At 71.4% G+C, this 14,849-nt stretch carries 16 protein-coding genes; 9 read left to right on the plus strand and 7 right to left on the minus strand.

Translation table 11 applies throughout. The features are described 5' to 3' along the window. Nucleotides 1–112: 112 nt before the first annotated feature. From BJ965_RS07015 to BJ965_RS07035, 5 genes are all read left to right on the plus strand, one after another. Nucleotides 113–676 (plus strand): DUF2243 domain-containing protein, encoded by a 564-nt coding sequence (locus BJ965_RS07015; protein WP_184907872.1) that lies wholly within the window; start codon nt 113–115, stop codon nt 674–676. Next, on the plus strand, nt 676–1,539 hold the full coding sequence (locus BJ965_RS07020; protein ID WP_184907873.1) for a cytochrome c oxidase assembly protein: 864 nt from the start codon (nt 676–678) through the stop codon (nt 1,537–1,539). Before BJ965_RS07015 ends, BJ965_RS07020 begins: the two co-directional genes overlap by 1 nt. A gap of 70 nt (nt 1,540–1,609) precedes the next feature. Continuing rightward, nucleotides 1,610–2,245 carry a hypothetical protein gene (locus BJ965_RS07025; protein ID WP_184907874.1) on the plus strand — a complete coding sequence of 212 codons (636 nt, stop codon included), beginning with the start codon at nt 1,610–1,612 and terminating at the stop codon, nt 2,243–2,245. Between the two features lie 79 nt (nt 2,246–2,324). Next, nucleotides 2,325–2,747 carry an acyl-CoA thioesterase gene (locus BJ965_RS07030; protein WP_184907875.1) on the plus strand — a complete coding sequence of 141 codons (423 nt, stop codon included), beginning with the start codon at nt 2,325–2,327 and terminating at the stop codon, nt 2,745–2,747. Nucleotides 2,748–3,298: 551 nt separating this feature from the next. Continuing rightward, on the plus strand, nt 3,299–4,795 hold the full coding sequence (locus BJ965_RS07035) for an IPT/TIG domain-containing protein (RefSeq protein ID WP_184907876.1): 1,497 nt from the start codon (nt 3,299–3,301) through the stop codon (nt 4,793–4,795). A 26-nt stretch (nt 4,796–4,821) separates the two neighbouring features. On the opposite strand, the gene BJ965_RS07040 is transcribed toward BJ965_RS07035, so the two are convergent. The 7 genes from BJ965_RS07040 to BJ965_RS07070 all read right to left on the minus strand — a co-directional run bounded on the left by BJ965_RS07040 (nt 4,822) and on the right by BJ965_RS07070 (nt 10,521). Beyond that, complete coding sequence (locus BJ965_RS07040; RefSeq protein ID WP_184907877.1) at nt 4,822–6,210, minus strand: nucleobase:cation symporter-2 family protein; 1,389 nt, start codon at nt 6,208–6,210, stop codon at nt 4,822–4,824. A gap of 214 nt (nt 6,211–6,424) precedes the next feature. After that, a complete protein-coding gene (locus BJ965_RS07045) occupies nt 6,425–7,804 on the minus strand; it encodes an 8-oxoguanine deaminase (RefSeq protein WP_184907878.1) in 1,380 nt (459 codons plus the stop codon). 108 nt (nt 7,805–7,912) lie between these two features. Beyond that, complete coding sequence (gene pucL / locus BJ965_RS07050) at nt 7,913–8,836, minus strand: factor-independent urate hydroxylase (RefSeq protein WP_184907879.1); 924 nt, start codon at nt 8,834–8,836, stop codon at nt 7,913–7,915. A gap of 6 nt (nt 8,837–8,842) precedes the next feature. Further along, nucleotides 8,843–9,247, minus strand: a complete 405-nt coding sequence (gene uraH, locus BJ965_RS07055; RefSeq protein WP_184907880.1) for a hydroxyisourate hydrolase — start codon at nt 9,245–9,247, stop codon at nt 8,843–8,845. Nucleotides 9,248–9,262: 15 nt separating this feature from the next. Continuing rightward, entirely contained in the window at nt 9,263–9,772 is a 510-nt protein-coding gene (uraD, locus tag BJ965_RS07060) for a 2-oxo-4-hydroxy-4-carboxy-5-ureidoimidazoline decarboxylase (RefSeq protein WP_184907881.1), read from the minus strand. A gap of 132 nt (nt 9,773–9,904) precedes the next feature. Beyond that, a complete protein-coding gene (locus BJ965_RS07065) occupies nt 9,905–10,273 on the minus strand; it encodes a helix-turn-helix domain-containing protein (protein WP_031134190.1) in 369 nt (122 codons plus the stop codon). Next, a complete protein-coding gene (locus tag BJ965_RS07070; RefSeq protein ID WP_184907882.1) occupies nt 10,270–10,521 on the minus strand; it encodes a hypothetical protein in 252 nt (83 codons plus the stop codon). Before BJ965_RS07070 ends, BJ965_RS07065 begins: the two co-directional genes overlap by 4 nt. 261 nt (nt 10,522–10,782) lie before the next feature. On the opposite strand from BJ965_RS07070, the gene BJ965_RS07075 reads away from it, so the two are divergent. From BJ965_RS07075 to BJ965_RS07090, 4 genes are all read left to right on the plus strand, one after another. Beyond that, entirely contained in the window at nt 10,783–11,802 is a 1,020-nt protein-coding gene (locus BJ965_RS07075) for a lytic transglycosylase domain-containing protein (RefSeq protein ID WP_184916884.1), read from the plus strand. Nucleotides 11,803–11,869: 67 nt separating this feature from the next. Beyond that, a complete protein-coding gene (locus BJ965_RS07080; protein ID WP_246545853.1) occupies nt 11,870–12,988 on the plus strand; it encodes an RNA polymerase sigma factor in 1,119 nt (372 codons plus the stop codon). Nucleotides 12,989–13,134: 146 nt separating this feature from the next. Next, nucleotides 13,135–14,082 (plus strand): ABC transporter ATP-binding protein, encoded by a 948-nt coding sequence (locus tag BJ965_RS07085; RefSeq protein WP_184907884.1) that lies wholly within the window; start codon nt 13,135–13,137, stop codon nt 14,080–14,082. Beyond that, nucleotides 14,079–14,849: an MlaE family ABC transporter permease gene (locus tag BJ965_RS07090; protein WP_184907885.1), complete on the plus strand. Its 771-nt coding sequence runs from the start codon at nt 14,079–14,081 to the stop codon at nt 14,847–14,849. Before BJ965_RS07085 ends, BJ965_RS07090 begins: the two co-directional genes overlap by 4 nt.

Here is a 14,849-nt window from a genome sequence, read left to right on the forward strand (position 1 = left end):
GACGGCCGGAAAGGGCCTTTGAGCCGGATGGAGGCCCTGAGCAGGGCGTGAGCGCCGCGCAACGGGGAACGTCGTCCTCGGTCCTTCCCCCAGGCAGGAGCGGAGACGAGTGATGGCCACCACGCAGGGCGAAGCCCGATCCGGCACGGCACGACCGGCGGACCTCCGGCTGCCGGGCATCGTGCTCGGGGTCGGGATGGGCGGGTTCGCCGACGGCATCCTGTTGCACCAGCTGCTCCAGTGGCACCACATGCTCTCCAGCACCAACCAGGACCGCATCGGGGTGCGGTACTACAACCCCCACACCGTCTCCGGCCTGGAGATGAACACCCTGTGGGACGGCGTCTTCCACACCGTGTGCTGGCTCGCGGTCCTGCTCGGGCTGGCCGTGCTGTACACGCGGGTCACCCACGACCGGCGGCGGGTGTGGACCTCCCGGGTGCTGTGGGGCTGGATGCTCGTCGGCTGGGGCCTGTTCAACCTCGTGGAGGGCGTGCTGGACCATCACATTCTCGGCATCCACCACGTCCACGCCGGGGAGGGCCGGCTGTGGTGGGACATCGGCTTCCTCGTCCTGGGCGCCCTGCTGGTCACCGGCGGCCACCTGCTCCAGCGCGGCGGACAGTTCTTCGACCCCGGTGCACCTGCCGACCGGCATGAGGGCCTGCACGGCTGATGGGCCACCATCTGCACGGGCACGGGCACGCCGCGGGCGGCGGCACCCCGGACTGGCTTCCGCCGGCGCTGATGCTGCTCGTCGCCTCCGGTGTCTACCTGCTGCTCGTCCGCCGGGCACGCCACCGCCATCCGGTCCTCGGCTGGAGCCGGTGGCGGACCGGCTGCTTCCTGGGCGGGATCGTCCTGCTCGGTGTCGCGCTCCTGCCGCCCGTGGCCCCCTTCGCCCACGCGGACTTCCGCGGGCACATGGTCCAGCACCTCCTCATCGGCATGTACGCGCCGCTCGCCCTGGTCCTGGCCGCCCCCGTCACACTCCTGCTGCGCACCCTGCCCGCATCCGGGGGCCGTCGCCTGACCGCGGTGCTGCACAGTCCGCCCGCCCGTGTGATCGCCCACCCGGCGGTCGCGCTGGCGCTCTCCACGGGCGGCCTCGCGGTGCTGTACTTCACTCCTCTGTACAACGCGATCACGGCCGACCCGGCAGCGCACTGGCTGCTGCACGCGCACTTCCTGCTCTCCGGATGCCTGTTCGCCCATGTCATCGCCGGCCCCGACCCCGCCCCGGACCGGCCGGGAGTCAGGGCCAGGCTGGTCTACCTCGGCGTCGCGGTCGCGGCGCACGCCGTGATCTCCCAGTTGATGTACGGCGGTTTCTGGGCCGACATCCACGCGCCGATCGACCAGGTGCGGGGCGGCGCCGAGATCATGTACTACGGCGGCGACCTGGCCGAGTTGCTGCTGGCCGCCGCGTCGGTGGCCACCTGGCGGCCCGAGCGGCGGGGCGCGGTGGGCCGGGGGGCGGCGGGCCGGAGCGCTGGGCGGGGAGTCGCGCGGGCCCGGAATGTCAGTGGCGGGTCGTAGCCTTCGAGCAGGTGGGGCGCGGAGCCCCGCAGACCCCCGGGGCCCGTCGCAGGCCGGAGAGGAGCACGCCGTGACCCGACCGCCGACCGCCGCGCAGCGGCGTGTCATCGACGCCGCCGACCCCGTCACCGGGCGGCTCCGGGGCACGGAGTCGCAGCTCACTGCACTGGTGAAGCGGGGTCTCGCCTTCCGCCACCCCCGCCCGCCGCACGATCACTTCCTGACGCCGGAAGGGCACCGGGTACGGCAGGGCATCACGCAGGTGCCCGAGCCGGAGGGGTCCGTGGATGCTCCCGCCTCGACGGGGGTGTTCGCCGCGCGCGTCGGCGGGGAGGAGGCCGCCGCGGATGCCTCGCCCGCCCGGCGCCGAGAGGTGCAAAGCGCCTGGCAGGGGCTTCTGGAGCTGCGCCGGATGACCAACCCGGGCGGGGATGTGGACCGGCCGTGCGGGTGGGAGCGTACGCATCTGGTGCGGGCCGCCGCGCTGGCGCTGGAGGCGGCCGGGCACGATCCGGCGGGGCGGGAGGGCCCGGGATATCGCGTGCGGGAGACCCCGCAGCCGGAGGCCGTCGCCGTCCACGAGCCGGACGGCGAGGCGCTGCGGGCCTGCGCGGCCACCCTGGAAGGGGCAGGCTGGCAGGTGAGCGAGCACCGCGAGCCACGCGGCGGGACCCGGTATCTGCTGGCTTCGCCACGCCGGACGTAATGGGCATGCCAAGATCGGTGGATCGTTGTGCGGTGCACGAGAGTCCGGTGTGAGAGATCCGGCGCGAGAAGGGAAACCCGTGAGCAAGCCGTTTTCCGTCCCTGTGACCGTCCGTGGGTACGAGACCGACGTCCAGGGGCACCTCAACCAGGCGGTGTACCTGAACTACGCGGAGCACGCCCGCTGGTCGCTGCTCCACGCCGCCGGCATCAGCCAGGCCGCGCTCATCGGCGGCGGCGTGGGTCCGGTCGCCCTGGAGACGACCATCCGCTACAAGCGCGAGCTCCTCGCGGGTGACGAGGTCGAGGTGACGTGCGCCTTCGAGTGGGGCGGCGGCAAGACGTTCCGGATCGAACAGAGCGTCCTGAAGGCCGACGGCTCGGTCGCCGCCGAGATCACGGCGGTCGGCGGCATCCTGGACCTGGAGCAGCGCAGACTGGTCGCCGACCCCGCGGAGGTCTTCAGGAAGCTGGCGGCGGATCCGGGCATGTTCGGGCTCTGAGCGGCGTCGCGCCAGATCGTCATGTCCATCGTGAGGGCAGCGAGTTCCGGCAGCGCGGTCGACTTCGTCGTGAGCACGAGCAGGGCGAGACGCCCTCATCGGTGAACATCGGCACGGACACGCTGGTGTCGCTCTCCAGCGCGCAGTCGGTGTCCTCGCAGTCGAAGCGGATGTCGCCCTTGCGGTCCTCGCGCTGGAACGGCTCTTCGCCTCAGCGAGCTCTTCGCGTCCGGCCTCTGGAGAGCGAGGCTGCGGCCGGATGGCGGGACAGCCTGCCGACCGTGGCGGCCGCCCGTGCCGACCGCGGCGATCTCTCGGTCGCGCTCATCCGCCGTACGGCGTCGTCGCCGGGGCCGCCACCCCGGGCGCGCCCGCAGACACCGCTGCTCTGGCGGCCGCGCTGCGCCCATGGCTCGGCGAACCGCACACGGATGACGAACGGCCAACAAGGTGAACCTGGTCATCCTGCAGGCAGGAAAAGCACCGGACAACGCACAGGGGAGGTCTGATGGTGCGCGATCCACTCAAACGTCCGAGGAGCAGGAACGACGATGGCAACCGATCCGACAATCGCCCAGGTGACCATGACCCTGGCTGCCCTCGCAGCCACCGGGGCCACCCCACGTCCGTCCGGGGAAACCCCGATCCAACAGACCGAACGGATCATCACCGGCATCAACGCGCAACTGAGCGATCCCCGCCTTGCGACGCAGGGCGCGTGGAAGCTGGTGTGGCTCGCCCTGAGCGACGCCAACGCCAATATGGCCTACATCGCCCGGAGCACCAACGGCTCGAACGAGTTCGCCGTGGTCGCTCGCGGAACGGACGCCGATCTGACCGACATCCTCGAGGACCTCGACGTCGGCACAGTCGTCCCGTTCCCCGAGAGCGGATCGCCGAAGCCCGTCGTTTCCAAGGGAGCCATGGACGCGTTCCAACGGGTGGTCAACGCCCGCTCGATCGCCTCACCCTCCCCGAACGTCACGCTCGCTCAGGCGCTCGCCGCCGCGCTCAACGCGGCACCCTCCTCGCCGCGGCCGACCGTCTATCTGACCGGTCACAGCCTGGGCGGTTGCATCGCCACCATGCTCGCGCCGTACCTGCAGGCACAGACCTGGAAGAATCAGCCGCAGTTCGCGGTGATCACCTATGCCGCTCCCACCGCCGGCGTGCAGAGCTTCGCCGACTACTTCGACTCCCTGCCGTGGGTCATCGACGAGCGCCACAACAACGCCTACGACCTGGTACCGCACGCGTGGGCCGATCTCGACACCGCCGCCGGCTGGTACCCGAGCCCGGGACCGCAGGCGACCGAGGAAGTGAAGCTGCTCATCGGGGCGATCTCCAAGCGCACCAAGGGCAACGTCTACGTCCAGCCCGGCACGCTCTTCCCGATGAACACCGGATACACGAGCCTTGCCAAGAACCTGGTCAACAAGACCACCCAGGACTTCCTCGGCCAGGTCGCCTTCCAGCACGCCAACTCCACCTACCTGGGCCTGGTGGGGGCGCCTGCCGTTCCTTCCGGGCCGGTGGTGACCGACGTGACCCCCACCTTCGGCGCACCAGGCGCCACGGTGACCATCAACGGCAGCGGTTTCAGTCCGGACAGCATGGTCGACTTCGGCCACGTCGCCTGCACCACGCTCAACATCGACCCCTCCGGCCTCAGGATCACCGCCAAGGTCCCCAACGGAACAGGCGTCGTCCACGTCCGCGTCACCAACACCCTCGGCACCTCCCCGGCGGTCGCGATGGGGCAGTTCGCCTATGGCGGACCCGCACCCGTGGTGGTCAGTGCGGTCAGCCCGACCAGCGGAAAGGCCGGCACCTCGATCACCATCAGCGGCTCGGGCTTCGCCGGTGGCGCCACCGTGCACTTCAAGGACAAGGCATCCGATTCGGTCAAGTTCGTCTCCACCGGCCAGATCACCGCAACCGCGCCCGGTCAGCTCGACGACAACCAGACGGTGAACATCACCGTGACGGTCGGCCAGGCCACCTCTCCCACCAGCCCGGCCGACGAGTTCACCTACACCGGACGGTAGCGTCCGCACGCCCCGTATCGGTGGGCTCAGGACGCGGCCGGAGCTTTCGGCACGCCCGTGATCTCCTCGCCCGCCTCCATCGGGTGGGTCACGTCGTGGGCGTCGCGGCCGCCGCGGCCCAGGTGGTTGAAGACCAGGTTCAGCAGGACCGCGGCCACACAGCCCGTCGAGATGCCGGAGTCCAGGACGATCCTGGCCGTCTCCGGGAAGGCGTGGTAGAACTCCGGCGCCGTGATGGGGATGATGCCGACGGCCAGGGAGACGGCCACGATCAGGACGTTGTTGTCCTTGTCCAGGGCGGCCCGGACGAGGGTCTGGATGCCGCTGGCGGCGACCGAGCCGAACAGGACCACGCCCGCCCCGCCGAGCACCGGGCGCGGTACGACGGCGATCAGCGAGGCCGCCATCGGGCACAGGCCCATCAGCACCAGGAACCCGCCGCCCGCGGCGACGACGTACCGGCTGCGGATCTTCGTCATGGCGACCAGGCCGATGTTCTGCGCGAAGGCGCTGCACATGAAGCCGTTGAAGAGGGGGCTGACCGCCGAGCCGAGGGTGTCGGCGCGCAGGCCGGCCGCGATGGTCCGCTCGTCGGCGGGGCGCTCGACGATCTCGCCCAACGCCAGCATGTCGGCGGTCGATTCGGTCATCGACACCACCATCACCACGCACATCGAGATGATCGCGGCGAGCTGGAACTGCGGGGCGCCGAAGTGGAACGGCGTGGGGAAGCCGATGACGGCGGCGTCCGCGACGGGGCCGAAGTCCGTGGCGCCGAACGGGATCGCGATCAGCGTGCCGATCACGAGGCCGAGCAGCACGGCGATCTGCTTGACGAAGCCGGTGGTGAAGCGGCGCAGCAGCAGCACGATCAGCAGGGTGACGGCGGCCAGGCCGAGGTTGGTGGCCGAGCCGTAGTCGTGTGCCGCCGGGTTCGGCCCCTGTGCCCAGCCGAAGGCGACCGGCAGCAGCGATATGCCGATCAGGGTGATGACGGTGCCCGTGACCACGGGCGGGAAGAAGCGGATCGCCTTGCAGAAGACGGGGGCCGCCAGGAAGCCGAGGAGTCCGGCGACGATGACCGCGCCGAAGATGACGGGCAGGGCGTCGGACTTGTCCTCGGTGGAGGCGACGATGGCGGTCATCGGGGCGACACCGGCGAAGGTGACGCCGTTGACGAACGGCAGCCGGGCGCCGATCTTCCAGATGCCGAGGGTCTGCAGGAAGGTGGCGAGGCCCGCGGTGAACAGGCAGGCGCCGGTGAGGAAGGTCAGGTCGGTGGCGGAGAGGCCGATGGCCGCGCCGACGATCAGGGGCGGGGCGACGACGCCCGCGTACATGGCGGCCACGTGCTGCAGGCCGGTCGTCGCCATCTTGAGCGCGGGGAGTTTTTCGTCAACGGGGTGGTCGGCCACAGCGGCGTCCCTCCGGTCGGTTACACGGCTGCGTCGGATCGCCGCCGTGGGTGTCAGGGAGGTGGTGCGGGTGGTCGTGCGGGACCAGGTGACGGGAGTGGCCGTTCCGGGGCGCACGCGTTCACGCGCACCCCGGAGACGACCGCCGTGGTCCCCGCTCGGGTCCACGGCCACCGGCCGGGAGCCGTCCCTCCCGGCCGGAGTATCCGGGTGTTCAGGCCTGCGCGGCGATCCTCGCCAGGCGCTGGGCCTCGTCCCGCGTGGCGCGGGCGATGGCGTCCTCGTCGGCCGTGAGCAGCCGCCCGTCCTCGACGATCTGCCGGCCGTCCACGAAGGAGGCGGTGACCGGGGCGGCCGCGCCGAAGACCAGGGCGGTGACCGGGTCGGCGATGGAGGCGTGGGCGAGGGTGTCCAGCTTCCACAGCACGAGGTCGGCGAGCTTGCCGGGCTCGAGGGACCCGGTCTCCGCGGCCCGGCCGAGGACCTGGGCGCCGCCGTAGGTGCCGAGGCGCAGGGCCTGACGGGCGTTCAGCGCTGCCTCCCGGTGGCCGCCGAGGCGGTTGATGAGGAGGGCGTTGCGCAGTTCGGTGTGGAGTTCGCCGGACTCGTTGGAGGCGGTGCCGTCGACGCCGAGGCCGACGGGGACGCCGGCCGCGAGCATGTCGGGGACGCGGGCGATCCCGGCGGCGAGGCGGGCGTTGGAGGACGGGCAGTGCGCGACGCCGGTGCGGGACCGGGCGAAGGCGGCGATGTCGGAGTCGTTCATGTGGACGCAGTGCGCCATCCACACGTCCTCGCCGAGCCATCCGGTGGACTCGAAGTAGTCGGTCGGGCCCATGCCGAACAGCTCGTGGCAGAACTTCTCCTCCTCCACGGTCTCCGAGCCATGGGTGTGCAGCCGGACGCCGAGGCGGCGGGCCAACTGGGCTCCGTCGCGCAGCAGTTCGGTGGAGACGGAGAAGGGCGAGCAAGGCGCGACGGCGATCTGGGTCATGGCGTCGAAGGAGGAGTCGTGGTGCTGCCGGACGGTCTCCTCGGTCGCGGCCAGCGCCCCGTCCAGGGTCTCGACGGCGAAGTCCGGGGGCAGGCCGCCGTCCTTCTCGCTGCGGTCCATGGAGCCGCGGGCGAGGGTGAAGCGGACGCCCATGTCGCGGGCGGCGCCGATGATGGCGCCGGAGAGGTCGCCGGAGCCCCGCGGGAAGACGTAGTGGTGGTCCATCGCGGTGGTGACGCCGCCGCGGGCCATCATCGCGAGCGAGCCCTGGGCGGCCGCGCGGACCATGGGCTCGTCGATGCGCGCCCAGGTCGGGTACAGCGCGACGAGCCAGTTGAAGAGGTTGTGGTCCGTGGCCAGGCCCCGGGTGATCCACTGGTAGAAGTGGTGGTGGGTGTTGATCAGGCCGGGGGTCACGAGGTGGCCGGAGGCGTCGATGCGGCGTGCGACGTTCTCCAGGCCCTCGGGGGCCCTGCCCGCTCCGAGGGACTCGATGCGGTTGCCGGCGAGGACCACGTGCCCGGAGGCGTACTCGGTGTCGTGTCCGTCGACGGTCGCGATCGCGCAGTTCTCGATGACGATGCGCCGGTCTGCTGCCATGGTTCGTCCTTTGCGCTGTGATGGAGAGGGCACGGCAGGACCCCGGAAGTTTTGAGTGCCGTGGCCGGGAGAAGGGTTCCCCGGCCACGGGTGCCGAAAGAGGGAACCTCAGAGGTTGGTGAGGTCCACGGGGATCTTCGCCTCGCAGCCGTCCCGAAGGACCGTCGCCTCGATCAGGCCGTAGGGGCGGTCGGCGGCGAAGTACACCTCGTTGTCGTTCTTCAGCCCGAACGGCTCCAGATCCACCAGGAAGTGGTGCTTGTTCGGCAGGGAGAAGCGGACCTCGTCGATCTCGCTGCGGTTGTCGATGATCCGCGCACCCATCTGGTACAGGGTCTGCTGGAGCGAGAGCGAGTAGGTCTCGGCGAAGGCCTGGAGCATGTGCTTCCTCACCTGCTCGTAGGACTTCTCCCAGTTCGGCATGCGCTGCTCGTCGTCGGTCCAGTTGAACCGCCAGCGGCCGGAGACCTCGGTGGCCAGGATGCGGTCGTAGGCCTCCTTCAGGGTCGTGTACTTGTCCTTGACGTAGCCCCAGAACTCGGAGTTCGTCGAGTTCATCACGACGAGGTCCTTCAGGCCGGAGACGACCTCCCAGCGCTCACCGTCGTAGGTGATCTGCGTGAGCCGTGTCTCCTGGCCCTTGCGGACGAAGGAGTGCTTGACCTCGTCGGCGCCGATGAACCGGGAGTTGGCGTCGGAGGCCTCGATCCGCTCCCAGGCGTACTCCTCGATGCGGATCCGGGCCGTCCTGATCGGCTCCTGCGAGGTCACGAAGTGCCGGGCGAGGTGGATGCCGAACTGCTCGGCCGACTCGATGCCGTGCTCCTTGGCGAACGCGTACACCGTGTTCTTGGTGGTGTCGGTCGGCAGGACGTTGGCGTTCGAGCCGGAGTAGTGGACCTCCTCCATGTCGCCGGAGAGCGCGACCGAGACGTTCAGGTCCTTGATGTGGTGGGTGGCGCCGTCCCGCGTGATCTTCACGACTCGGTTCTCGGCCTTGCCGTACTGGTTCTGTCCCAGAATGGTGGGCATGAGTAGCTAGCTCCCTCGGTAAACGGAGTAGCCGAACGGGTTGAGCAGCAGCGGTACGTGGTAGTGCTCGCCCGGCACGACGGCGAACGTGATCGCCACCTCCGGGAAGAACACACCGGCGCCGCTGTCCCGATTCGCGGGGGCGTCCTGCTGCGCATCGGCTTGCTGGTTCGCAGATTTCTCGAAGTACGCCTCGACGGCGAAGTCGAGCCGTACGTGGGTGGTGCCCTCGGGCAGCGCCGGGAGGTCCTTGCACCGGCCGTCCGCGTCGGTCGCGGAGCCGCCGAGCGTCTGCCAGTCCGCGGCACGCCCGGAGCGGGCGGAGAGCTGGACGGCGACGCCCTCGGCGGGGCGGCCGACGCTGGTGTCCAGGATGTGTGTGGACACGGATGCGGTGGTGCTGGTGCTCATGGTGGGGCGTCCTCTTCAGTCTTCTTCGACGAGGCGGGCGAGCCGGATACGGTTGATCTTGCCCAGCTCGGTGCGGACGATCTCCCGCTCCCGCTCCGGTGTGTTGCCGATCCGTTCCCTGACCGCGTCGCGCATCTGCTCGCCGGTCCGGCCGGTGGCGCAGATCAGGAAGACATGGCCGAACCTCTCCTGGTAGGCGAGGTTCAGTTCCAGCATCTCCGCCTTGAGTGCGTCGGAGGCGCCGGCCATGCCGCGCTGCTCCCGCGCCGAGGTGGGGTCACCGGGCTTGGGGCGGCCGATGGGCGGGTGGCCGGCCATCGCCTCGTCGAGGTCCGCGGCCGTCAGCTCCGCCATGGCGGCGTCGCTCGCGGCGTACAGGTCCTCGACGGTGGCGTAGGGGCGGGCGGCCAGCAGGCGTTTCGCCCACGCCGTGGAAGCGCACGCCTCGTGGAGCGCGGCGAGGGCCGCGTGCTCCTCGAGGGTGTTGAACCGGGCCAGGCCCGGCGGCGTGGAAGTGGAAGTCACGGGAGCCTCCGTGGCCGGATTCGGCCTTCGTGCTGAACGGGCGTGCCGATAGCTAACGCCCCCCGCGACAGCACGTCAACAGTTTGTTGAAAATTCGGTGGCGCGAAACCGGACCCGTGCGGCGCGGTGCGGTCAGGCCCCCTTCTCGCGGTTGAGGTAGTTGTAGACGGTGAAGCGGCTGACGCCGAGGGCGCTCGCCACGGTCTCCACCCCGTGCCGTACGGAGAAGGCGCCGCGCGCCTCGAGTATCCGTACGACCTCCTGCTTGGCCCTGCGGTCCAGATCGGCCAGCGGCATGCCCTTGCGGCGCTCCATGGCGGCCAGAATGTGATCGAGGGAGTCGGCGAGCTGGGGCAGCCGTACGGCGACGGCGTCCTTGCCCTCCCAGGCCAGGACGACGTCGTCGGGGCCGGCCTCGTCGGGCGGGATCATCTCGCCGCCCATGGCGTCGACCAGGGGCTTGACGGCCGCGATGAACGGCTCGTCCCCCGCGCCGCTCACGCCTCGCCCTCCTCGACCACGTTGACCTGGAGCGAGACCCGGGTGGCACCGGCCTCCAGGGCCTTGCGGAGCAGGGCGTCCACGGCGGTGAGCACCGCGTCGGCACCGCCCTCGGCGGTGTTGCCGAACGGGCCCACGTCCACGGCGTCCAGCTCGGCGGCCTCGATGACCTCCCGGGCCACCAGCGCGTGCGCGGGCGCCTCGTCGAGGTCGAAGGGCTCGGTCGTGAACTCCACTTTCAGTCGCACTGTGCCCCCATGCATCTGCTCCGACCCGCGCGTGCCGCCAGGTCCGCGATCGGGACCGGAACGCCCCGGCCGCTTGGGGAGACCTTAACGGACACGGTCGCGGACCTCGCCTGCTCAGCGGGCCCCGATCCGTGCGACGGATGTGCCGCCCCACCGCGTAGAGCAGAGGACGAATCCACACAGGGAGGGGAACGCGAGGTGCGCACATTCAGGAGTGCTGTTCTCAGGGGTGCCGGAGGTACGGCGATCGCGGCGGCGGCCATGGCCGCGCTGACCGCGTCCCAGGCGCCGGGGGCGCTCCCGGCCCGGGCGGCGGAGCCCGCGCGTCAGGCGACACCCGCCGAACGCGGGCCGAGCGTGTCCGGCGACACCCCCTACCGCACCGAGCTGCCGCCGCTGCGGACGGGGAAGCGGAAGAAGGGCACCGGGCCGATGACGGAGGGCGGCGCCCTCCCGGCGAGCATGTTCGCCGCGTACCGGCACGCCGAGCGGGAGCTGGCCCGCACCACCCCCGCCTGCGGACTGCGGTGGCAGCTGCCGGCCGCGATCGGGCAGGTGGAGTCCGGGCAGGCGCGCGGCGGCCGGGTGACGGCGGACGGCACGACCGCGACGCCGATCCTCGGCCCCCGGCTGAACGGCGGCCCCTTCGCCGTCATCCGCGACACCGACCACGGGGCGTACGACGGGGACACGGCCTACGACCGCGCGGTGGGCCCGATGCAGTTCATCCCGTCCACCTGGGCCCGCTGGGGAGCCGACGGCAACGGCGACGGCCGGGCGGACCCGAACAACGTCTTCGACGCCGCGCTCGCCGCGGGCCGCTATCTGTGTGCGGGCGGCCGGAACCTGTCCGACCCGGCCGACCTGGACCGGGCGATCCTCGGCTACAACCACTCGCGGGCGTACCTGCTCATGGTCAGGGCCTGGTACGCGCACTTCCTGGAAGGGCACCGGGTGGTGCCGGACGGCCGCGGCGAGATGCCGGGCCGACCGGAGCCGGGGCGCCGCCCGGGCACGCCGAAGCCCGCCGCGCCGGAACACTCCGGCCGCCCGAGTGCGGCCCCCTCCCGTTCGCCCGCCACGCCGCCCGCCTCGCCTTCCCCCGCTCCGTCCCGTCCGGCAGGCGGAGCCGGGGAGTTGGACGAGCCGCTGCTCCCCGTGCCCGACCCGGAGGTGCGGCTGCCCGGGGACGGGGTGCTGCCCGGCGACGGTCCGCTGACCAGCAACGGTGAGGACACAATGGGAACCGACCCCTCCACAACCACGGCTACCGGGGGGTAATGTCGCCAGCCGCCGGACGGCACAGGAACCGGCGGGTGAGCGTGGAGGGGCCCTCATGGCGACGGACATGCCTGCTGAGGCAGAGGCGGCCATGGCTGCTCGGACACAGGAGGCCCACGACCGTTGGCAGCGCATGTGGAGCCACCGCGAGCAGCTGCTCAAGGTGGCCCGGCGGCGGTCGATGAGCCTGGAGGACGCCGAGGACGCCGTGCACGAGGCGATGCTGCGCGCCGCGGAGCGCCCGGACCTCGACGACGAGCGCCTCGGCGCCTGGCTGACCACCGTGACCATGCGGCTGTGCGTCGACCGGTACCGCCAGGTCAACCGGGAGGCCGAGGTCCGCACCAGCCCCACGCTCGTCGCGCCCGGTCCGGTGCCCGTCGACGAGGTCGTGTGCGACCGGGCCGAGGCCAGGTGGCTGGCGGTGCGCAGCGGGGACCTGCCCGCCCGCCAGGCGGAGGCGCTCCGGCTGAAGTCCGAGGACCTGGACGTCGGGCAGGTCGCCGTGCGGATGGGGCTGAGCTACCGGACCGTCGAGTCGTTGCTGGCCCGGGCCCGGCGCACGCTGCGCGCCTCGCTGGCCGGGACGCTGGGGGTCGTGCTGTTCCTGATCGGGCGCGGGCGGCCACGCGGGGGCGGCAAGGCACACGCGGTGGCCGTCGCCTCCACGGCCGCGACCCTGGCGGTGGCGGGGTTCGTCCTGCCGTACGCGCTCGACGGGGGCGGGAGCGGGGGCGGCCCCGCGTCGAAGCCCTCCGTGTCGGGGCCTTCCGAGGCGATCCGGCCCGACGGTGACGGCCGGGTGGGCACTCCCGGATCGCCCGGGTCGTCGTCCGTGCCGGCGGTGCCCGGTGGGCGGGCGGCGGAGTCTCCCGCCGCCGGTCCGCTGCTGCCGCTGTCCGTGCCGTCCCTGCCGGAGGCTCCGGTGCCCCCGCTTCCGGCGCTGTCGGCCCCCGAGGTCCCAGTGGTTCCGCAGGTCCCGGACGTGCCCAAGGTGCCGGAGCTGCCCGAGCTCGCCGACGTGACCGAAACGCCGGGCCTCCCGGATGTGCCCGACGTCCCGGATGTGCCGGACGTTCCGGCCGAGTCCGCCGTCCCGTCGGTCGGATCGACCCCGGCGACCCCCTCCGTTCTGGACACGTCCGCCGTGCCGGACGCCCTCCCCATGACGCCCGCGCTCCCGTAGAACCGCACGTCGGGCCGCCCCTGGAGCGGCCCGCCACCCGGCCCGCGAAACCCGTTCGAAAAAAATCCGCCCCGGTCGCGACGGACGCCCCGCCCTTCCCCGTAGAGCAGATGTCGGAGCTGCTCCACGGCTGAAGGGTGAACCGGATGGGTGTCGAGATCTGCGTGGAAGGGCTGACCAAGTCCTTCGGTCACCAGGTCATCTGGCAGGACGTCTCGCTGACGCTGCCCGCCGGGGAGGTCTCGGTCATGCTCGGCCCCTCGGGCACGGGCAAGTCGGTGTTCCTCAAGACGCTCGTCGGACTGCTGAAGCCGGAGCGCGGCTCGATCACGATCCAGGGCCGGGACATCACCAAGCTCCGCGAGCACGAGCTGTACGAGGTGCGGAAGCTGTTCGGGGTGCTGTTCCAGGACGGCGCGCTGTTCGGCTCGATGAACCTCTACGACAACATCGCCTTCCCGCTGCGCGAGCACACCCGCAAGTCCGAGAGCGAGATCAGGCGGATCGTCCTCGAGAAGATGGACATGGTCGGCCTGATCGGCGCCGAGGAGAAGCTGCCCGGCGAGATCTCCGGCGGCATGCGCAAACGGGCCGGGCTGGCCCGCGCCCTGGTGCTCGATCCGGAGGTCATCCTCTTCGACGAGCCGGACTCGGGGCTCGACCCGGTGCGTGTGGCCTATCTCAACCAGCTGATCGTCGACCTCAACGCGCAGATCGACGCGACGTTCCTGATCGTCACGCACGACATCGCCTCGGCCCGCCAGGTGCCCGACAACATCGGGCTGCTGTTCCGGCGCGAGCTGGTCATGTTCGGCCCCCGGGAGAAGCTGCTGACCAGCGACGAGCCGGTCGTACGGCAGTTCCTGAACGGCCGGATGCAGGGGCCGATCGGCATGGCCGAGGAGAAGGACGCCGCCCAGGTCGAGCAGGAGCTCGCGCAGCTCGGCGCCGGCGCGCGCACGGAGACTCCCGGCGGCCGGGACCTGACTCCCCGCCTGCTGCCGGGGCCGGGCATCACGCGCCCGCCCCGCTGGGAGGCGATCGCCGCACGTGAGGCCGAGCCGCACCGCCGCAAGGAGGTGGCGGACGCATGAGCCTGTCGCCCACCGGGGCGCTGCGGCACTCGGGGAGCCTGTTCGCGATGGCGCTGGACGTCCTGCGCACGATGCCCCGTCGCCCTTTCCAGGTGCGGGAGTTCATCCAGCAGGCGTGGTTCGTCGCGAGTGTCACGATCCTGCCCACCGCGCTCGTGTCCATCCCCTTCGGGGCGGTCATCGCGCTGCAGATCGGCAGCCTGACCCGGCAGCTCGGCGCCCAGTCGTTCGCCGGTGCCGCCTCGGTGCTCGCGGTCCTGCGGGAGGCCTCCCCGATCGTCACCGCGCTGCTGATCGCGGGCGCCGGCGGTACCGCCATCTGCGCGGACCTGGGTGCGCGCAAGATCCGCGAGGAGATCGACGCGATGCAGGTGCTGGGCATCGACCCGATCCACCGCCTCGTCGTCCCTCGGGTGCTGGCGTCGATGGTGGTCGCCCTGTTGCTCAACGGCCTGGTGTCGGTGGTCGGCGTCGCGGGTGGCTACTTCTTCAACGTGGTCCTCCAGAACGGCACGCCCGGCGCGTACCTGGCGTCCTTCACCACCCTCGCGCAGCTCTCCGACCTGTGGGCGGCCGAGCTGAAGGCGCTGGTGTTCGGGGCGATCGCCGCGATCGTCGCCTCGTACAAGGGACTGACCGCCAAGGGCGGGCCGAAGGGCGTGGGAGACGCGGTGAACCAGTCGGTGGTGATCACCTTCATGTTGCTGTTCGTGACGAACTTCGTGATGACCGCGGTGTACTTCCAGGTCGTCCCGCAGAGGGGTTAG

This window comes from Streptomyces luteogriseus (assembly GCF_014205055.1).
Classification (GTDB): Bacteria; Actinomycetota; Actinomycetes; order Streptomycetales; family Streptomycetaceae; genus Streptomyces; species Streptomyces luteogriseus.